This window comes from Cellulomonas jepli, assembly GCF_047229345.1.
Lineage (GTDB): Bacteria > Actinomycetota > Actinomycetes > Actinomycetales > Cellulomonadaceae > Cellulomonas_A.
Window position 1 is genome coordinate 1 of the sequence record NZ_JBFTER010000037.1, and the last position, 19,407, is coordinate 19,407.

The 19,407-nt window shown below is 74.9% G+C and carries 15 protein-coding genes and 1 tRNA gene; all 16 read left to right on the plus strand.

From position 1 onward, the window contains the following. Positions 1-3,533 (plus strand): transcription-repair coupling factor (gene mfd / locus AB6N24_RS10600; protein ID WP_412869373.1); only part of this gene is annotated, 3,533 nt, incomplete at its 5' end. A 208-nt stretch (positions 3,534-3,741) separates the two neighbouring features. Further along, positions 3,742-5,439, plus strand: a complete 1,698-nt coding sequence (locus AB6N24_RS10605; RefSeq protein ID WP_412869374.1) for a histidine kinase N-terminal 7TM domain-containing diguanylate cyclase — start codon at positions 3,742-3,744, stop codon at positions 5,437-5,439. 121 nt (positions 5,440-5,560) lie between these two features. Next, on the plus strand, positions 5,561-7,210 hold the full coding sequence (locus AB6N24_RS10610; RefSeq protein ID WP_412869375.1) for a histidine kinase N-terminal 7TM domain-containing protein: 1,650 nt from the start codon (positions 5,561-5,563) through the stop codon (positions 7,208-7,210). 64 nt (positions 7,211-7,274) lie between these two features. After that, the gene (locus AB6N24_RS10615; RefSeq protein ID WP_412869376.1) at positions 7,275-7,859 is read left to right on the plus strand and encodes a SurA N-terminal domain-containing protein; all 585 of its coding nucleotides are present in this window, start codon (positions 7,275-7,277) and stop codon (positions 7,857-7,859) included. Next, entirely contained in the window at positions 7,856-8,650 is a 795-nt protein-coding gene (locus tag AB6N24_RS10620; protein ID WP_412869377.1) for a MazG nucleotide pyrophosphohydrolase domain-containing protein, read from the plus strand. Before AB6N24_RS10615 ends, AB6N24_RS10620 begins: the two co-directional genes overlap by 4 nt. A gap of 130 nt (positions 8,651-8,780) precedes the next feature. Further along, positions 8,781-9,980: an NAD(P) transhydrogenase subunit alpha gene (locus AB6N24_RS10625; RefSeq protein ID WP_412869378.1), complete on the plus strand. Its 1,200-nt coding sequence runs from the start codon at positions 8,781-8,783 to the stop codon at positions 9,978-9,980. Between the two features lies 1 nt (position 9,981). Continuing rightward, positions 9,982-10,320, plus strand: a complete 339-nt coding sequence (locus AB6N24_RS10630; protein ID WP_412869379.1) for an NAD(P) transhydrogenase subunit alpha part 2 — start codon at positions 9,982-9,984, stop codon at positions 10,318-10,320. Further along, positions 10,317-11,762: an NAD(P)(+) transhydrogenase (Re/Si-specific) subunit beta gene (locus AB6N24_RS10635; RefSeq protein ID WP_412869380.1), complete on the plus strand. Its 1,446-nt coding sequence runs from the start codon at positions 10,317-10,319 to the stop codon at positions 11,760-11,762. The genes AB6N24_RS10630 and AB6N24_RS10635 overlap by 4 nt, the downstream gene beginning before the upstream one ends. 97 nt (positions 11,763-11,859) lie before the next feature. Continuing rightward, positions 11,860-13,143, plus strand: a complete 1,284-nt coding sequence (gene eno, locus AB6N24_RS10640) for a phosphopyruvate hydratase (protein ID WP_258724043.1) — start codon at positions 11,860-11,862, stop codon at positions 13,141-13,143. 453 nt (positions 13,144-13,596) lie between these two features. After that, a complete protein-coding gene (locus tag AB6N24_RS10645; RefSeq protein ID WP_412869381.1) occupies positions 13,597-14,112 on the plus strand; it encodes an FtsB family cell division protein in 516 nt (171 codons plus the stop codon). A 46-nt stretch (positions 14,113-14,158) separates the two neighbouring features. After that, the gene (locus tag AB6N24_RS10650; RefSeq protein WP_412869382.1) at positions 14,159-14,731 is read left to right on the plus strand and encodes a DUF501 domain-containing protein; all 573 of its coding nucleotides are present in this window, start codon (positions 14,159-14,161) and stop codon (positions 14,729-14,731) included. A 42-nt stretch (positions 14,732-14,773) separates the two neighbouring features. Continuing rightward, complete coding sequence (locus tag AB6N24_RS10655) at positions 14,774-15,727, plus strand: Ppx/GppA phosphatase family protein (protein ID WP_412869383.1); 954 nt, start codon at positions 14,774-14,776, stop codon at positions 15,725-15,727. A gap of 166 nt (positions 15,728-15,893) precedes the next feature. Continuing rightward, the gene (locus AB6N24_RS10660) at positions 15,894-16,223 is read left to right on the plus strand and encodes a PadR family transcriptional regulator (RefSeq protein ID WP_258724040.1); all 330 of its coding nucleotides are present in this window, start codon (positions 15,894-15,896) and stop codon (positions 16,221-16,223) included. Then, positions 16,220-17,419: an HAAS signaling domain-containing protein gene (locus tag AB6N24_RS10665; RefSeq protein ID WP_412869384.1), complete on the plus strand. Its 1,200-nt coding sequence runs from the start codon at positions 16,220-16,222 to the stop codon at positions 17,417-17,419. Before AB6N24_RS10660 ends, AB6N24_RS10665 begins: the two co-directional genes overlap by 4 nt. Before the next feature lie 148 nt (positions 17,420-17,567). After that, positions 17,568-19,181 (plus strand): NAD(P)/FAD-dependent oxidoreductase, encoded by a 1,614-nt coding sequence (locus AB6N24_RS10670; protein ID WP_412869385.1) that lies wholly within the window; start codon positions 17,568-17,570, stop codon positions 19,179-19,181. Between the two features lie 123 nt (positions 19,182-19,304). After that, positions 19,305-19,378: transfer RNA gene (locus AB6N24_RS10675), tRNA-Leu, on the plus strand. The last annotated feature ends 29 nt before the right edge of the window (positions 19,379-19,407 follow it).

The window sequence follows — 19,407 nt, forward strand, 5'->3', positions numbered from 1 at the left end:
GCGCGGGGCCGTCCGCGAAGGCTGCGGGGCGGCCGCTCGTGGTCGTCACGGCGACGGGGCGCGACGCCGACGAGCTCGCCGCCTCGCTGCGCTGCTACCTGCCCGACGACGCGGTCGCGGTGCTGCCCGCGTGGGAGACGCTCCCGCACGAGCGGCTCTCGCCCCGCAGCGACACGGTCGCGCGCCGGCTCGCGGTCTTCCGCCGGCTCGCGCACCCGAGCGACGACGACGGCCTCACGGGCCCGATCCGCGTCCTCGTGGTGCCGGTGCGGGCGCTGCTGCAGCCCGTCGTCGACGGTCTCGGGGAGCTCGAGCCCGTCGCGCTCGCGGTGGGGGACCGGGCGGACCTCGCCGAGCTCGCGGACCGGCTCGTCGGCGCGGCGTACGCGCGCGTCGACATGGTCGAGAAGCGCGGCGAGTTCGCGGTGCGCGGCGGGATCCTCGACGTGTTCCCGCCCACGGAGGACCACCCGCTGCGCATCGAGTTCTGGGGCGAGGACGTCGAGGAGATCCGGTGGTTCTCCGTCGCGGACCAGCGCAGCCTCGAGATCGCCTCGCACGGGCTCTGGGCGCCGCCGTGCCGGGAGATCCTGCTGACGGACGACGTGCGGGGCCGCGCGATCGCGCTGATGGACCGCCTGCCGGGCGCCGCGGAAATGCTCGAGAAGCTCGCGGACGGCATCGCCGTCGAGGGCATGGAGTCCCTCGCGCCGGCGCTCGTCGAGCGGATGGTCCCCGTGCTGGACCTGGTGCCCGACGACGCGCTCCTCGTGCTCGTCGACCCCGAGCGGGTCCGGCGGCGCGCGCACGACCTCGTGGCCACGACCGAGGAGTTCCTCCAGGCGGCGTGGACCTCGGCCGCGGCGGGCGGGGCGACGCCGCTCGACCTGTCCGCGGCGTCGTTCGCCTCGTTCGCCGAGGTGCGGGCGCTCGCGGCGGTGCGCGGGCTCGGCTGGTGGACGCTCAGCCCGTTCACGCTCGACGCCGAGGGGGTCGCGCGCGCCGAGGAGACCGGGAACCGCATCGAGCGGGCGGGCCTCACGGACGACCACGCGACCGGCGACGTGCTGACCGGCGCCGGCGAGACGCTCGTCGTCGCGGCGCGCGACGTCGAGCGGTACCGCGGCGAGGTGGACCGTGCGGTCGCCGACGTGCGCGCGCTCCAGCAGGCCGGCTGGCACCTCGTGCTCGCGACCGAGGGCCACGGCCCCGCGCAGCGGATGACCGAGCAGCTCAAGGCCGCCGACGTGCCCGCGCGGCTCGTGCCGACGATCGCCGAGCCGCCCGAGGGCGGGGTCGTGCTCGTCGTGCCCGCACCCGTCGGCCCCGGGTTCGTCGCCGAGGCGCTGCGGCTCGCGGTGTTCTCCGAGTCGGACCTCACCGGCCGCACCGGCACCTCGACGCGCGACATGCGCAAGATGCCGTCCCGCCGGCGCAACACCGTCGACCCGCTGCAGCTGCGCCCCGGCGACCACGTCGTGCACGAGCAGCACGGGGTCGGGCGCTTCGTCGAGCTCGTGCAGCGCACGATCGGCTCGGGGGCGACGGCCGCGACGCGTGAGTACATGGTCATCGAGTACCAGTCGAGCAAGCGGGGGCAGCCGGGGGACCGGCTGTTCGTGCCGACGGACCAGCTCGACCAGGTGACCAAGTACGTCGGTGGCGAGGCGCCGAGCCTGAACAAGATGGGCGGCGGCGACTGGGCCAAGACCAAGGGCCGTGCGCGCAAGGCCGTCAAGGAGATCGCCGCCGAGCTCATCCGCCTGTACTCGGCGCGCATGGCGACGCCCGGGCACGCGTTCGCGCCGGACACCCCGTGGCAGCGCGAGCTCGAGGACGCGTTCGCGTACGTCGAGACCCCCGACCAGCTCGCCACGATCGACGAGGTCAAGGCCGACATGGAGAAGCCCGTCCCGATGGACCGCCTCGTGTGCGGCGACGTCGGGTACGGCAAGACCGAGATCGCCGTGCGCGCGGCCTTCAAGGCCGTGCAGGACGGCAAGCAGGTCGCGGTGCTCGTGCCGACGACGCTGCTCGTGCAGCAGCACCTCGACACGTTCACCGAGCGGTACTCGGCGTTCCCGGTCGTCGTGAAGGCCCTCTCGCGCTTCCAGACCGCCGCGGAGAGCAAGGCCATCGTCGACGGGCTCGCCGACGGCAGCATCGACGTCGTCATCGGCACGCACCGGCTCATCACGGGGGAGGTCCGGTTCAAGGACCTCGGGCTCGTGATCGTCGACGAGGAGCAGCGGTTCGGCGTCGAGCACAAGGAGACGCTCAAGGCGCTGCGGACCAACGTCGACGTGCTCGCGATGAGCGCGACCCCGATCCCGCGCACGCTCGAGATGGCGGTCACGGGCATCCGCGAGATGTCGACGCTCGCGACGCCGCCCGAGGAGCGCCACCCGGTGCTCACCTTCGTCGGCGGGTACGACGAGAAGCAGATCACCGCGGCGATCCGGCGCGAGCTGCTGCGCGAGGGCCAGGTCTTCTACGTGCACAACCGCGTCGAGTCGATCGAGCGCGTCGCGTCGCGCCTCAACGAGCTCGTGCCGGAGGCCCGGATCGCCGTCGGGCACGGCAAGATGCCCGAGCACCAGCTCGAGCAGGTCATCGTCGACTTCTGGGAGAAGAAGTTCGACGTGCTCGTCTGCACGACGATCGTCGAGACGGGTCTCGACATCTCCAACGCGAACACCCTCATCCTCGAGCGCGCCGACCTGCTCGGGCTCTCGCAGCTCCACCAGCTGCGCGGGCGCGTGGGCCGCGGGCGCGAGCGGGCGTACGCCTACTTCCTGTACCCGCCCGAGCGCCCGCTCACCGAGACCGCGCACGACCGGCTCGCGACCATGGCCGCGAACACCGACCTCGGCGCTGGCATGGCGATCGCGATGAAGGACCTCGAGATCCGCGGTGCGGGCAACCTGCTCGGCGGCGAGCAGTCCGGGCACATCGAGGGCGTGGGCTTCGACCTCTACATCCGCATGGTCGGCGAGGCGGTCGCGGGCTTCCGCGGCGAGGTCGAGGAGGAGCTGCCGGACGTCACGATCGAGCTGCCCGTCGACGCGCACCTGCCGCACGACTACATCGCGCACGAGCGCCTGCGCCTCGAGGCGTACCGCAAGATCGCGGCCGCGGTCGACGAGGCGGCGCTCGCGGAGGTCCGCGCGGAGCTCGTGGACCGCTACGGCCCCGTGCCCGACGCCGTGAACAACCTGTTCGACGTCGCGGCGTTCCGGACCCGGGTGCGGGCGGCCGGGCTGAGCGACGTGACCGCGCAGGGGAAGTTCGTGCGCTTCGCGCCCGTCGAGCTGCCGGAGTCGGCGCAGATGCGGCTCAAGCGGCTCTACCCGGGCACGGTGCTCAAGCCGGCGATCCGCACGATCCTCGTGCCGTTCCCGACGACGGCCCGCATCGGCGGCAAGCCGCTGCACGGCGAGGCGCTGCTCGCGTGGGCGCGCCAGCTCATCGACGCCGTGGTCCTCGGCGACGTGTCCGCAGCGGCCACGGTGGGCACCGGCGCGAGGCGCTGAGGCTCCCCCGATCGCCGGACGCACAACCCGCGGGCGAGGTGCGACGATGACCTGGACACCGGTGTGAAGCCATCGCACCACTGACCGCGCGTGCCTCCGCCGGGGGCGCCGCGGACGACGAGCTGCTCGCCCGGCCACCCAGGTCGCCGTCGCGCGCGGCCTGAGCGCGCGTGAGCGCTCACGCGGGGGCGAGGGGGTGTGCAGGCAGGTGAGCCCGGTCGTGCACATGCTCGTCTACCTGGCCGCCGCGGCGGTCTTCGTCGTGGTCGCGGTCGGCGCGTTCCGGCGCCGCGGCCCGCGCACCGTGACGGCGACGTCGCTCGGGGTGCTGGCCGTCGCCGGCGCGTGGTGGAGCGTCGCGGACGCCGTGAGCGTCGGACCGTTCGACCCGCGCGTGCAGTCCGTCGCCGCGCTCGCGTCGTTCCCCGGCGTCGCCGTCGCCGTCGGGGCGTTCGCGTGCCTCGGCCGCAGCGCGACGGGGACGGGGTGGGCCCCGAGCCGGGCGGTGCTCGCGGGCCTGAGCGTCGAGCCCGTCCTCGTGACCGTGGTCGCCGCGACGAACCCGTGGCACGAGCTCTTCTACTCGGGCCACGAGGCCGCGACGCTCGGCGACCCGATGCTGTGGGAGCGGGCGCCGCTGTTCTGGGTGCACGCGCTGTACTCCTACGTCCTCATCGCGGCGGGCCTCGTGTTCGTCGCGCGCGGCTGGTGGACGGCCCCGCCCGCGTTCCGTCGCCAGCGCTGGCACCTGCTCCTCGCCTCCGTCGTGCCGGTCCTCGTCAACGTCGTCAACCTCACCGGCGCGTTCGGCGACCTGGGCGACCCGACGCCGCTCGGCTTCGCGGTCACCGCGGGAGTCATCGGGAACGCGATGTTCCGGCAGGACTTCATCGCCTTCGCGCCCGTCGCGCGCGACGTGCTCATCGAGCGGATCAGCGACCCCGTGATCGCGCTCAGCCCGGACGGGCGCCTGATCGACGCGAACCCGGCGGCGCTCAAGCTGCTCGTCGCGACCGCCGGCCCGCGGCTCGGCACCACCCAGCTCATCGGGATGCCCGCGCGGGTCGTCATGTCGTGCTGGGGCCTGTTCGACGCCGACGGCCGGCTCGTCGCCGCGGAGGACGAGCCCGCGCACCTCACGCTGCTCGTCGCCGGGACGCCCGTCGACCTCGAGGTGCGCGCGTCGCCGCTCGTCGACGGTCGGGGACGCGAGATCGGCACGGTGCTCGTCGCGCGCGACGTGACCGAGGTCAACGCGCAGCGGGCCCGGCTCGTCGAGCAGCTCGCGACGATCGAGCGGCTCCGCAGCGACCTCGCCGAGCAGGCGGTGCGCGACCCGCTCACCGACCTGCACAACCGGCGTCACCTGATGGAGCGCTTCGGCCCGATGCTCGACGAGGCCGCCGGCTCCGGGGACGCGCTCGCCGTCGTGGTGCTGGACCTCGACCGGTTCAAGCGCGTGAACGACGAGCACGGTCACCTCACGGGGGACGCGGTGCTCATCGCGATGGCGCAGCGGCTGCGCGAGTGCGTGCCCGTGGGCGCGCTCGCGGCGCGCTGGGGCGGCGAGGAGTTCGTCGTCGTCGTGCCGGGGGCGGACCTGACCGAGGGGGCGGTGCTCGCGGAGACGCTGCGGCGCCGGTGCGAGGCGGAGCCGCTCGGCAGCGGCGAACGCGTCGTGCGGTGCACGCTCAGCGCCGGGGTCGCGGCCTACCCGGTCAGCGGCGGGACGGTCACGGACCTGCTCCTGGCCGCCGACCGGGCGCTGTACGAGGCGAAGGACCACGGACGCAACCTCGTCCGGCGCGCACCCCCGCCGGGCGACGGCTCGCGCGCTCCTGCCCGGCCCGTGCGGCTCGACCCGGCGGACGAGGGCGACGAGGCCGACGAGGTCGCCGGGGCCTGAGCAGACCCCCGGACGGACGATCCTGACCGTACGGTCGGCCGACGGCTTGCCTTTCGGGTCCGGCTGCCGATGGGGCAGGTCGACGGGGCCCGCCGGGCCGCGCAGTCCCGGGAAGGTCGGTATGGGTCCGCTCGTCGCGTCCGTGTACGCCGCGTCGGCGATCCTGTGCACCGCCGTCGCGGTCTACGCCTGGCGCAACCGCGTCGGGCGGGTGGTGACGGCGACGTCGCTCGCGGCGGTCGCCGTCGGTGCCGGCTGGTGGTCGGTGGTCGCGGCGCTCCAGGCCGGGGGCGCCTCCGAGGTCGTGACCGCGGTGTCGAGCCTCGCCGTCTACCCGGGCATCGGCTTCCTGGTGCTCGCCTTCACGGTCCTCGCCCGCAGCGTGGCGGTCGGCGACTGGTCGCCGAGCCGGCGGCTGCTCGCGCTCCTCGCGATCGAGCCCGTGCTCGTGACCGCGGTCGCCGCGACGAACCCGTGGCACCGCCTGCTCTACCACGGGCCCGGCGCGCACGAGCTCGCGACGCCGCTGCTCTGGGAGCACGGGCCGGCGTTCTGGGTGCACACCGCGTACAGCTACGGGCTGCTGCTGGCGGGCACGGTCACGCTCGCGGTCGGCTGGTGGAAGGCGCCGCAGGTCTTCCGCCGCCAGTACCTCAGCGTTCTGCTCGCGTCGCTCGTGCCGATGGCCGTGAACGTGCTGAGCGTCGTCGGCGCCCTCCCGGGCCTCACGCAGCCGACCCCCCTCGGGTTCGCCGCGACCGGCGCGATCATGGCCTGGGCGATCTTCCGGCAGGACCTCATCGCGTTCGCCCCGGTGGCGCGCGCCCTGGTGGTGGACCGCATCGGCGAGTACGTCATCGTCATCAGCCCGGACGGACGCATCCTCGACGTCAACCCGGCGGCGGACCGGTTCGTGCGGTCGATGAACCCCGGCGGCCCGGCGACGCTGCTCGGGTCGTCCGCCTCGTCGGCGCTCGGGGGCTTCGACGTGAGCGACCTGCTCTCCGGCGGCGGGGACGTGAACCGCGTCGTCCAGGGCCACGACCGGACGGTCGAGCTCCAGCTCAGCTCCTCGCGGCTCGTGGACAACCGCGGGGTGGACCTCGGGGTGGTGCTCGTGGGGCGGGACGTCACGGAGGCCAACGAGCAGCGCCGCGAGCTCGCGGCGGCGAACGAGCGCCTGGGGGAGCAGCTCCGCACGATCGAGGTGCTCCGCGCCGACCTCGCCGAGCAGGCGTCGCGCGACCCGCTGACGGGGCTGCTGAACCGCCGCCGCCTCATGGTCGGCCTCGCCGACGCGATGGCCGCGTCGCACGCGCACGGCGCACCGGTCGCGGTGCTCATGGTCGACGTCGACCACTTCAAGCAGGTCAACGACCGGTGGGGCCACCGTGCGGGCGACGAGGTGCTGGTGTCCCTGGCGCGGCTGCTGTGCGAGGTCACGCCCGAGGACGCCCTCGTCGGGCGCTGGGGCGGCGAGGAGTTCCTCGTCGTGCTGCCCGGCGCCGGCACCGCGGCCGCGGCGGCCGTCGCCGAGACGGTCCGCGCGCGGTGCGCCGAGCCGCCCGCGTGCGCGGCGGACGGTGCCGCCCGCGCGCGCACGGTCAGCATCGGCGTCGCGGCGACCCGGTCCCCGACCGCGGCTCCCGACATGCTCGTCGACGCGGCGGACTCCGCCCTCTACGACGCCAAGCACGGCGGCCGGGACTGCGTGCGCGTGCACCCGGGCCTCGCTGCCGACGAGCGGCGGGCGGCGTCGGCCCGGACGTGAGCCGTACGCCTACGATGGGCCCCGATCCACGAGCGACGACGCGGGAGGTCCCAGGGTGACGACGGTGACGACGGTTCCGGACGAGCACGCAGGCCGGCGGCCCGGCACCCGCCGGCGTGCACGGCTGCGCACGGGCGCGGTCCTGGGGCTCGTGGCCGCGGCTGCCCTCACGGGGTGCGCCGGGCAGCCGGGGGCCGCGGCGGTCGTCGACGGCCGCGTGATCCCGGTCGAGGACGTGCACACCGCCGTCGAGCAGCTCGCGCCGTTCTTCGAGGGCGCGACGTCCCAGAACGTGCTCGCGGTGCTCGTCCAGGAGCCGACGATCCGCGCGTTCGCGCAGGAGCACGGCGTCGCGGTGTCCGACCAGGCGGCGCGCGCGCAGCTCACCGACGCGGCGGCCCAGCTCGAGGTGGCGACCACGGAGGAGTTCGGTGAACCGGCGGTCGCCGTCTCGCGGTACCTGCTCGTCTGGGAGCAGCTCACGGCGCTCCCCGACGCGCAGACGCTCGTCCCCGACCTGCAGCTCGAGCTCGGCGAGCTCGACGTCGAGGTCAGCCCGCGGTTCGGGGCCGTCGACGAGAGCAACGAGCTCGTCGCGGTCGAGCGGCCGTGGCTCGTGACGAGCGACGACGAGACCGCGGTCGAGTGACCGCCGCGGGCGCGGACCGGACCGGGGACGGGGTGCGCGAGCTCGTCGCGACGATGGACCGCCTCCGGTCGCCGGGCGGGTGCCCGTGGGACGCGCAGCAGACCCACGCGAGCCTCGTGCCGTACGCCCTCGAGGAGGCCTACGAGGTCGCCGAGGCGGTCGAGGCCGGCGACCGCGCGGACCTGCGCGAGGAGCTCGGCGACCTGCTGCTCCAGGTCGTCTTCCACGCGCGCCTCGCGCAGGAGCACCCGACCGAGCCGTTCGACCTGGACGACGTCGCGCGCGGGATCACCGCGAAGCTCGTCCGGCGGCACCCGCACGTGTTCGGGACCGACGGCGCGGGTGCGACGGTGCCCGACGCCGGGACGGCGCCGGCCGGCGAGGGAGCAGTGGCCGACGACGGAGCCGGCGCGGCCGCGGGGACCGGCGACCTGCACGTGCAGTGGGACCGGATCAAGCAGGCGGAGAAGCAGCGGTCGTCGGTGCTCGAGGGCGTCCCGCTCGCGCTCGGTGCGCTCGCCCGGGGACAGAAGGTGCTCGGCCGGGCCCGCCGCGCGGGCCTCGAGCTCGGGGGTGCGGCGGCCACCGGCTGGCGCGCCGAGGCCCAGGTCACGTCGCCCGCGGACCCTGCCTCCGCCGGCTGGCAGGAGGCCGAGGTGGGGCGACGGCTGCTCGAGCTCGTCGCGACCGCCGACGAGCTCGGCGTCGACGCGGAGTCGGCGCTGCGCGCGGCGGTGCGGGCGGTCGAGCAGCAGGTGCAGCAGATCGAGCGCTCTTCCGCCGAGCAGTAGGAAGACGCTTTCCCAGGACGGAGGTCCGGGGTCGCGCGACGCGCAGCACGCCACGATGTCACCGTAGGGGGACGGCAGCCGGGCCGTCGGCGCACAGGTGCGCGGCCCGCACGGTTGAGAGCGAGGGCGCATGACGACGGCACTGACGGTGGCGGCGCTCGTGGAGCGCGCGGCGGGGGAGCAACGCGTCGCACTCGTCCCCGAGGTCGTGACCCGGCTCGTCGCGGACGGCTACGAGGTCCTCCTCGAGTCCGGCGCGGGCGCGCGGGCGTTCCACCCCGACGACGCGTACGTCGCCGCGGGTGCCAAGGTCGACGCGCTCGACGCCGTGCTCGCCGCGGCCGACGTCGTCCTCGCGGCACGCCGTCCCGAGCCGGCGGTGCTCGACCGGCTGCGACGCGGGCAGGTGCTGATCGGGCTGCTCGACGCCCGCGGCGAGGCGCGTGCCGGGCTCGACGCGCTGGCCGCGCGCGGGGTCGTCGTGCTCTCGCTCGACCTGCTCCCGCGGACGCTCTCGCGGGCGCAGACCATGGACGCGCTCAGCTCGCAGGCGTCGGTCGCGGGCTACCGCGCGGCGCTCGTCGCCGCCGAGGCGTTCGGCCGGTACCTGCCGATGATGATCACGGCCGCCGGGACCGCGCGGCCCGCGACGGTCCTCGTGCTCGGCGCCGGCGTGGCCGGCCTGCAGGCGATCGGGACGGCGCGCCGCCTCGGTGCGCAGGTCAGCGGCTACGACGTGCGGCCCGCGGCCCGCGAGGAGGTCACGTCGCTCGGGGCCGGCTTCCTGCGCACCTCCGTGACGGCCGGTGCGGGCGAGGGGGGTTACGCCCGCGCGCTGACCCCCGAGGAGCAGGCGCTCCAACAGGCCGAGCTCGGCCAGCAGATCCGCACGTTCGACGTGGTGATCACGACGGCGCAGGTGCCCGGCGGGCGCCCGCCCGTGCTCGTCACCGCCGAGACGCTCGCGGCCATGAGGCCCGGCTCGGTCGTCGTCGACCTCGCGTCGGGGCCGCTCGGCGGCAACGTCGACGGCTCTGTGCCCGGGCAGCGGGTCCTGACCGACGGCGGGGTCACCGTGATCGGGGCGGGCGACCTGCCCGCGCAGATGCCGACCGGCGCGTCCGCGGCGTACGCGCGCAACGTCACCGCGCTGCTCGCCGCGGTGGTGCGGGACGGCGCGCTCGCGCTCGACGCGCAGGACGAGGTCGTGGGCGCCGTCTGGGTCCGGCCCGCGGAGCCCGTCGACGTCCCGGCCGCGACGCAGACCCCCGTCCCGACCTCCACCGACGCGCCGGCGGACGCCCCCGCGACCCTCCCGGAAGGGGAGTGAGATGAGCGCCGAGCTGCTCAGCAACCTGGCCCTGTTCGTCCTCGCGCTGCTCGTCGGCTTCGAGGTCATCAGCAAGATCCCCGCGACGCTGCACACGCCGATGATGTCCGGCGCGAACTCCATCCACGGCGTCGTGCTCGTCGGGGCGATCCTCGTCGCGGCCGTCGCCGACGACCCGCTCGCATACGTCCTGACGTTCGTCGCCGCTGCGTTCGCCGCGATGAACGTGGTCGGCGGGTACGTCGTGACCGACCGGATGCTCGAGATGTTCAGGGCCCGCCCCAGGCCGGCCCCCGCTGCGGCGGACGCCGCCTCGACCGAGGACGGAGCGGCGCGATGAGCGGCGAGGCCCTTCCCCTGCTGGACACGGTCGTGCGGGTCGTCTACCTGGGCGCGGCCGTGACGTTCGTGCTCGGCCTGCACCTCATGCGCTCCCCGGCGACGGCGCGGCGCGGCAACCTGCTCTCGGCGTCGGGCATGGCTGCGGCCGTGCTCGCGACCGTCGTCCTGCTGCTCGCGGGCGACGGTGAGCACGGCGGGGTCGTCCCGCTCGCCGGTGCGGCGCTGCTGGCCGGGGCGGTCGTCGGCTCGCTCGCCGGGCTCGTGGGCGCCCGCCGCGTGCAGATGACCGCGATGCCGCAGCTCGTCTCGGTGTTCAACGCGGTCGGTGGCGGGGCCGCGGCGGTCGTCGCGATCGTCGACTTCCAGCGGCTGCACGGCGACGGCGCGCTGACCGCGGGCGTCTCGGTGCCGGTCGTGCTCGACGTGCTCATCGGCGCGGTGACGTTCTCCGGGTCGCTCGTCGCGGCCGGGAAGCTCCAGGGCTGGGTCTCCGGTGCGCCCGTCGCGTTCCCCGGCTCCCGGCTCGCGAGCGTCGCGTCGGCCGCCGTGGCCGTCGTCGGCGGCGTCATGGTCGTCGTGAGCCCCAGCGCGTGGCTGCTGTGGGTCGTCGTGCTCGCGGCGCTCGCCTTCGGGGTGCTCATGGTGCTGCCGATCGGCGGCGCGGACATGCCCGTCGTCGTCTCGCTGCTCAACGCGTTCACGGGGCTCGCCGTCGCGATGGCGGGCTTCGTGGTCGACAACCAGATCATGATCATCGCCGGTGCCCTGGTCGGGGCGAGCGGCGCGATCCTCACGCAGCAGATGGCCGAGGCGATGAACCGCTCGGTGCTCTCGATCATGGTCGGCGGGTTCGGCACGGGGGACGCGGTCGCGGGCGGCGACGCGGCGGCCGGGCCGGAGGGCCTCGAGGTCCGACGGGTCGGCGCCGAGGACGTCGCGATCCAGCTCGCGTACGCGCGCAAGGTCATCATCGTCCCGGGCTACGGCCTCGCCGCCGCCCAGGCCCAGCGCGAGTGCGGCGAGCTCGGCCAGCTCCTCACCGACCGCGGCATCACCGTGTACTACGCGGTGCACCCGGTCGCGGGGCGCATGCCCGGGCACATGAACGTGCTGCTCGCGGAGGCCGACGTGCCCTACCCTCAGCTGCTCGAGATGGACGAGGTCAACCCGGAGTTCGAGACCGCCGACGTCGCGCTCGTCGTGGGCGCGAACGACGTCACCAACCCGGCGGCGCGCCGGCCGGGCAACGCCATCTCGGGGATGCCGATCCTCGACGTCGACCACGCCCGCTCGATCGTCGTGATCAAGCGCTCGCTCGGGCACGGGTACGCGGGGCTCGACAACGAGCTCTACGGCGACCCGAAGACCAGCATGCTGCTCGCGGACGCCAAGAAGGGCCTCGCGCAGGTTCTCGCGGGGGTCAAGTCGTACGTCGGCTGACCCGGTGGGTGTCCACCTGTCAAAGGTCCCACCACGGGCCCGTCAGGACGGCACTAGGCTGAGGGAGCAAACCCACCCGTCTGTCGAAGGAGCACCCATGGCCAGCATCGAGGCCGTCGGCGCCCGCGAGATCCTGGATTCTCGCGGCAACCCCACTGTCGAGGTCGAGGTCGCTCTCGACGACGGCACCATCGCCCGCGCTGCCGTGCCCTCGGGTGCGTCCACCGGGGCGTTCGAGGCCGTCGAGCGCCGTGACGGCGTCAAGGACCGCTACCTGGGCAAGGGTGTCGAGGACGCGGTCAACGCCGTGATCGACGACATCGCGCCCGAGCTCATCGGCTTCGAGGCCACCGAGCAGCGTCTCGTCGACCAGGCCCTCATCGACCTGGACGGCACGCCCAACAAGGGCAAGCTCGGCGCCAACGCGATCCTCGGCGTCTCGCTCGCGGTCGCCAAGGCCGCGGCCGACTCGGTCGACCTGCCGCTCTTCCGCTACGTCGGCGGCCCGAACGCGCACGTCCTGCCGGTCCCGATGATGAACATCCTCAACGGTGGGTCGCACGCCGACTCCAACGTCGACATCCAGGAGTTCATGGTCGCGCCCATCGGCCAGGGCACGTTCCGTGAGGCGCTGCGCACCGGCACGGAGATCTACCACTCGCTCAAGTCGGTGCTCAAGAGCGAGGGCCTCGCGACGGGCCTCGGCGACGAGGGCGGCTTCGCGCCGAACCTGTCGAGCAACCGCGCGGCGCTCGACCTGATCATCACGGCCATCGAGAAGGCCGGCTTCGTCCCGGGCAAGGACGTCGGCCTCGCGCTCGACGTCGCCGCGACCGAGTTCTTCAAGGACGGCGCCTACCAGTTCGAGGGCAAGGCGACCGGCACCGACGAGATCATCGCGTACTACAAGCAGCTCGTCTCGGACTACCCGCTGGTCTCGATCGAGGACCCGCTGTCCGAGGACGAGTGGGACGCCTGGGCGCAGCTCATGCGCGAGGTCGGCGACAAGGTGCAGATCGTCGGCGACGACCTGTTCGTCACCAACCCGACGCGTCTGGCCAAGGGCATCGAGCTCCGCTCGGCGAACTCGCTGCTGGTCAAGCTCAACCAGATCGGCACGCTCACGGAGACGCTCGACGCCGTGACGCTCGCGCAGCGCAACGGCTTCACGACGATGACCTCGCACCGCTCCGGCGAGACCGAGGACACCACGATCGCCGACCTGTCCGTCGCGACGAACGCCGGCCAGATCAAGACGGGCGCCCCGGCGCGCGGCGAGCGGATCAACAAGTACAACCAGCTGCTCCGCATCGAGGAGGAGCTGGACGACGCCGGCCGCTACGCCGGCGCGAGCGCGTTCCCGCGCTGGAAGCAGGCCTGAGCCCTGCGCCTGAGGCGCCGGAGCGCGTGAGCGCCTGACGCCGCGGCACCCGGAGGCCGGCGACCCACGTGGTCGCCGGCCTCCGGCGTGCCCGGACCTGGGGTGCCCGGACCTGGCGTGCCCGGACCCGGCGCGTCCGGCGCCGGCCCGGCTCCCACGGACGGGTGACGGACACGGCGAGCGGCCCGCCTGCGGTGCGTGCGGCCCGCCCCGGGGCACAATCGACGCATGTCCCCGCGCCGCCCTGCCTCGCCGAGCCCGGGCAAGGGCGCCGGTCCGCGGGCGGGGGGAGCCGCGTCCCGCCCGAGCGGCTCGCGCACCGGGGCGAACCGCGTCGTGAGCGGACGCCCGCCCGTGCCCCGGACCGGGGCGACGCCGGTCGCGCCGCGTGCCGCGACCCGCCCGTCCTCCGCGCGTCCCGCGTCGCGCGGTGCGTCGACGCCGCCCCGCGGGGTGCCCCGCACCGAGAGCGTCCAGGTGCGCGTCCCGCGCCTGTTCACGGTGCGCGTCATGGTGCTGGGCGTCGTGAGCCTGCTCGCGTTCGTCCTCGTGTTCCCGACCCTGCGCTCCTACCTCGCGCAGCGCGTCGAGCTCGAGCAGCTGCACCTCAAGGTCGCCGAGGCGCGGCAGCGCAACGAGGACCTCGAGGCCGACCTCGCGCGGTGGGACGACGACCAGTACGTGATCGCCCAGGCGCGCGACCGGCTCGCGTTCGTGCTGCCCGGCGAGACGGCCTACCGCGTGCGCGACCCGGAGGTCGTGCCCGAGCCGACGGCCCCGGAGATCGCGGCCCAGGGCAGCGGGCCGGTGCTGGGCGACGACTCGACGCAGCCCTGGTACTCGGTGGTCTGGGACTCGGTGCGGATCGCCGGCGAGGCCGCGCTCGAGCCGGAGGCGGACGGGACGCAGCCCGCGCCGGGGGACAATGAGCAGGCGCCGGCCGGTGACGAGCCGGCCCCGACCCCCTGACCACCGACCCTCGCCGCGTGCGGGGGCGAGCCCGAACGGACGTCCCGTGAGCGAGAACCCCGTCGTCGGCACCGTCGACCCGAGCGACGTCCCGCCCCCCGTCGCGGAGGTCCCGCGTGCGCGCACCGGCGCGCCCGAGGTGTCCGAGGCCGACGTCGCGGTGCTCGCCGAGCAGCTCGGCCGCCCGCCGCGCGGGGTCGTCGGCATCGCCGCGCGCTGCGTGTGCGGGCGCCCGCTCGTCGTGCGGACCGCGCCGCGCCTCGACGACGGCACGCCGTTCCCGACGACGTACTACCTGACGTGCCCGCCCGCGGTCGCGGCGGTGTCGACGCTCGAGGCGAGCGGCCTGATGAAGGAGCTGACGGCGCGCCTCGCGGAGGACGACGTGCTCGCGCGCGCCTACCGCGGCGCGCACGAGGCCTACCTGCGCGACCGGGAGGCGCTCGGCGAGGTCCCCGAGATCGCGGGCGTCTCCGCGGGTGGCATGCCGACCCGCGTGAAGTGCCTGCACGTCCTCGTCGGGCACGCGCTGGCGGCCGGCCCGGGGGTCAACCCGGTGGGCGACGAGGTGCTCGTGCTGCTGCGCGACGCGTGGCGCCCGGACCGCTGCACCTGCTGAGCGGGCGCGGCGCTCGGCGGCGCCGGGTGCGAGGATGCCGCCATGACGCGTGTGGCTGCCATCGACTGCGGGACCAACTCGATCCGACTGCTCGTCGCGGACGTCGACGTCGAGGCGGGGACCCTCGTGGACCTCGACCGCCGCATGGAGGTCGTCCGCCTCGGGCAGGGCGTCGACCGCACGGGCCGGATCGCCCCTGAGGCGCTCGCCCGCACGCTCGACGCCGCCCGGCGCTACGGCGCGGTGTGCGACGAGCTCGGGGTCGAGCGGATCCGCTTCGTGGCGACGTCGGCCTCGCGGGACGCGGAGAACCGTGCGGACTTCGTGGACGGCGTGCGCGACGCGCTGGGCGTCGAGCCGGAGGTCGTCGAGGGCGAGGAGGAGGCGGCCCTGTCGTTCCGCGGTGCGACGGGGGTGCTCGCGGGCCGGCACCCGGGGCCGTTCCTCGTCGTCGACCTCGGCGGCGGCTCGACCGAGCTCGTGCTCGGCACGGGTGCGCCGGAGGCCGCCTACTCGATGGACGTGGGCTGCGTCCGGCTGACCGAGCGCCACCTGCTCGGCGACCCCCCGACGGACGCCCAGGTCGCGGCGGCGCGGGCCGACGTCGCGGCCGCGCTCGACGTCGCGGCGGGTGTCGTGCCGCTCGGCAAGGCCGTGACCCTCGTCGGCCTGGCCGGCTCGGTGACGACGGTGACCGCGCACGCGCTCGGCCTGCCCGCGTACGACCCGGCACGGATCGACGGGTCGGTCCTGCCGGTCGAGCAGGTCCTCGCGGCGTGCGACGACCTGCTCGCGCGCGACCGGGCGTCGCGCGCGGCGCTCGGCTTCATGCACCCGGGGCGGGTCGACGTGATCGGCGCCGGTGCGCTCGTGTGGCACGACGTGGTCGCCCGTGTGCGCGACGACGTGGTGGCGGCCGGGGGAGAGCTCACGCACGTCGTGACCTCCGAGCACGACATCCTCGACGGCATCGCCTGGAGCGCCGCCGAGCGCTGAGCCGCGCGGGCCGGTCCGCCCGGGAGGCGCGACCGGCCCGGCCCGGGTCCCGGTCCTGTCCCGACACGCCCGAGGTATCACGTCGTGGCCAGTACCGCGCACTCTGGAGTAGTGTGCCGACTGCGGGAGCGGAGGAACGCCCGCCTCGCGACCGGGGAGGACGGCGATGGACACGACACAGCTGCTCAAGGGGGTCCTCGACGTCGCCGTGCTCGCCGTGGTCGCCGAGGAGGACGGCTACGGGTACGACGTCGTCCGCCGGCTGCGCGCCGCGGGGCTCGAGGAGGTCGGCGACGCCTCGGTGTACGGGACGCTGCGCCGGCTCTACTCGTCGGGCGCGCTGACGTCCTACGTCGTGCCGAGCGACGAGGGCCCGCACCGCAAGTACTACGGCATCAACGCCCAGGGCCGGGCGATGCTCGACGCGCAGCGCAAGGACTGGCACGAGTTCGCGCGGACGATGTCGCGCCTGCTCACGACGGAGGGTGTGCGATGAGCACCAGCACGGGGACCCACGCGGCCGACGTGGCGGGCTACGCGGCGGCGGTGCGCCGCCACCTCGCGGGCCTCTCGTCCGAGCAGGTCGAGGACCTGACCGACGGCCTCGAGGCGGACCTCGCCGACGCGCTCGCCGACCACGACGCGCACGGAGCCGGGGTCGGGGCCGCCGAGCACGACCTCGTCGCGCGGTTCGGCGACCCGCGGGCGTACGCCGCCGAGCTGCGCACGTCCGCAGGACTGCCCGAGCCGGGCGCGCCGGTCGGTGCCGTGCGCCAGGCGCTCGAGGGCCCCGGGCGGTTCGCGCGCGAGCAGGCCGACCGTGCGCTCGCGGTGCTGCGCCCGCAGCCGTGGTGGGACCCGTTCGACGAGTTCGCCCGCAGCGTGCGGCCGCTCGCGTGGTTCGCCCGCGCCTGGGTGCTCTACCAGGTGCTGCGCGGGATCCTCACCGGGTCGGAGCTCGTGTGGATGCCGCGGTCGTTCGGCGGCTGGGTCGCGCTCGCCGCCCTGACCGTCGTGAGCGTGCAGTGGGGGCGGGGGCTGTGGCAGCCCGGTGCGACGGGCCGGTGGGTCCGCGGGGCGGCGACGGTCGTCGCCGTGCTCGCCGTCCTCCCGGTGGTCGGCACCGTGAGCGCGGACACCGAGCGCGTCCACGTCGTCTACGAGACGCAGACGCTGCCGGGTGCGACCGTGCCGCAGGACGGCGTCGTGGTCGACGGCATGCCGGTCAGCAACCTCTTCGTCTACGACGCGCAGGGCAACCCGCTCCGCGACGTCCAGGTCTACGACGACCGCGGCCGGGCGGTGCGCACCACCTTCGACGACGGCCAGTCCGAGTGGGCGCTGCCCGGCGTGCGCGAGCCGTGGTCGTTCGTGCCGGTCCCGGACGTCGACGGGCGCCAGCGCTGGAACGTCTACCCGCTCACCGGGGCTCCGATCAGCGAGTTCGAGTGGGACGACGACGAGGGGCACGTGCTCGTCGGTGGGAGCCGCACCCCGCCGCTGCCCTTCGCCAAGGCGCCGTCCCTCGTGCTGCCCGGCACCGGTGACGTCGCCCCGGACACCGCGGCGCGGTCGACCCCGGAGCCGTCGCCGCCGACGACGCCCGGCACCGGCACGGGGGACGACGTGGCCGAGGCGCCCGCCGGGACCGCGGCCGACCCCACCCTCGCGACGGAGCGCCCGCAGCCCTGACGCAGGGCTCGGTCGCCCGCCGGGGCCTCGACGCGCGGTGACGCGCCCGCTCGGCGAACGTCCGGAGCGGTCGCGCGCGAGGGGCGCTGTGCCCAGGATCACGGGCCGCGCGCTCGCTGACGCCAACGGGCGGCGTTACCGTGATTCCATGTCTCACGATGCGTCGACCACGGTGGACAGCGGGCCTCGCACAGGCCCCGACAGCGCCCACACGGGGCAGCGCGGGAAGCCTCGCAAGGTCCCCCGCGTCGTCGTCCTCGGCGGCGGCACCGTCGGTCTGTACGCGGCCCGCCGGCTGCGCAAGCGGCTCGGCAAGCGTGAGGCGGCCATCGTCGTCGTCGACCCGCGCCCCTACATGACGTACGCGCCGTTCCTGCCCGAGGCCGCGGCCGGCAGCATCGACCCGCGCAACGTCGTCGCACCGCACCGCCGCGCGTTCAAGCACGTCGACGTGCTGCAGGGCAAGGTCACCGAGATCCGGCACGCGGACCGCACCGTGCAGATCACCCCTGCCGAGGGCGACTCGTACTGGATCACGTACGACCACCTCGTCGTCGGCCTCGGCTCGGTCGCCCGCACGCTGCCCATCCCCGGGCTCGCGGACATGGCCATCGGCTTCAAGAACGTCGAGGAGGCCATCGCGGTCCGCAACCACGTGCTCGGGCGCATCGACCTCGCGTCGAGCACCTGGGACCCGGACCTGCGCAAGAAGATGCTGACGTTCACGTTCGTCGGCGGCGGCTTCGCCGGGGTCGAGGCGCTCGCCGAGGTCGAGGACATGGCCCGTGCGGCCGTCCGGTACTACGGCGCGATCGAGCAGGAGGAGCTGCGGTTCGTGCTCGTCGAGGGCTCGCCGCGCATCCTCCCCGAGGTCAGCGAGGAGCTGGGCGGCTACACGCTCGAGCAGCTCCGCAAGCGCGACATCGAGATCCACCTCTCGACGTTCCTCAGCTCGTGCGTCGACGGCCACGTCGTGCTCTCGAGCGGTGTCGAGTTCGACTCCGAGACCATCGTGTGGACCGCGGGCGTCAAGGCCAACCCGGTGCTGCAGAACTCGGACCTCCCGCTGGACAAAATGGGCCGCGTCATCTGCCTGCCGACGCTCCAGGTGGCCGACGAGGACGGCAACGTGGTCGCCGACGCGTACGCCGCGGGCGACTGCGCCGCGGTGCCCGACCTGTACAACCCCGGCAAGTTCTGCCCGCCGAACGCCCAGCACGCGCTGCGCGAGGGCAACCACCTCGGTGACAACCTCGCGCGCGTCCTCAACTCGGCGCCCGTCACCGAGTACAAGCACCGCAACGTCGGCGCCGTCGCGTCGCTCGGCATGTACAAGGGCGTCGCGCAGATGTTCGGCCGGATCAAGGTCCGCGGCTTCCCGGCGTGGGTCCTGCACCGCACGTACCACGTGTTCGCGATGCCGACGGTGAACCGGAAGATCCGCATCATGGCCGGGTGGACCGGCTCGCTGCTGCTGCGCCGCGAGGTCGTCGCGCTCGGCGCGCTGCAGGACCCGCGCGCGGAGTTCAAGGCCGCCGCCGCCCCGCCGAAGCCCAAGGCGGGCGGGGTCGAGGCCGACAACGCCGCGACGAAGCGGGAGTCCTCGCCCGAGCACGCGGCCGACACCGGTGGTCCCGACGCCGCCGCGGTGACGTCGCACGGCCGCGCGGACGAGAACCCGCCCGGCGCGTCCTCGGCGCTGACCTCGGCCGGCTCGCCGGCGTCCGACCCGGCCGGGACGGGCGACGCGTCGAAGGCCTGAGCGCACCGCACGACGAGCGCGGCCCCCGTGTCCTGCCAGCACGGGGGCCGCGCTGCGTCCGGGCCTGGTCGGCCTCGGGTCGCGGTGCCGGCGCCCGGTCCGGGGCCTGGCAGGATGAGCGCGGCCCCCGTAGCCCAACCGGCAGAGGCAACCGGCTTAAACCCGGTCCAGTGCGGGTTCGAACCCCGCCGGGGGCACCGGCACCCGCAGCTGCCCGGCGGTCGCG

Bases quoted from the DNA above. Each gene is read 5' to 3' on its own strand.
- AB6N24_RS10635 (WP_412869380.1), top strand. From the start codon at position 10,317: ATGAGCGGCGAGGCCCTTCCCCTGCTGGACACGGTCGTGCGGGTCGTC.
- AB6N24_RS10670 (WP_412869385.1), top strand. From the start codon at position 17,568: ATGTCTCACGATGCGTCGACCACGGTGGACAGCGGGCCTCGCACAGGC.
- AB6N24_RS10655 (WP_412869383.1), top strand. From the start codon at position 14,774: ATGACGCGTGTGGCTGCCATCGACTGCGGGACCAACTCGATCCGACTG.
- AB6N24_RS10610 (WP_412869375.1), top strand. From the start codon at position 5,561: ATGGGTCCGCTCGTCGCGTCCGTGTACGCCGCGTCGGCGATCCTGTGC.
- eno (WP_258724043.1), top strand. From the start codon at position 11,860: ATGGCCAGCATCGAGGCCGTCGGCGCCCGCGAGATCCTGGATTCTCGC.
- AB6N24_RS10665 (WP_412869384.1), top strand. From the start codon at position 16,220: ATGAGCACCAGCACGGGGACCCACGCGGCCGACGTGGCGGGCTACGCG.
- AB6N24_RS10630 (WP_412869379.1), top strand. From the start codon at position 9,982: ATGAGCGCCGAGCTGCTCAGCAACCTGGCCCTGTTCGTCCTCGCGCTG.
- AB6N24_RS10625 (WP_412869378.1), top strand. From the start codon at position 8,781: ATGACGACGGCACTGACGGTGGCGGCGCTCGTGGAGCGCGCGGCGGGG.
- AB6N24_RS10660 (WP_258724040.1), top strand. From the start codon at position 15,894: ATGGACACGACACAGCTGCTCAAGGGGGTCCTCGACGTCGCCGTGCTC.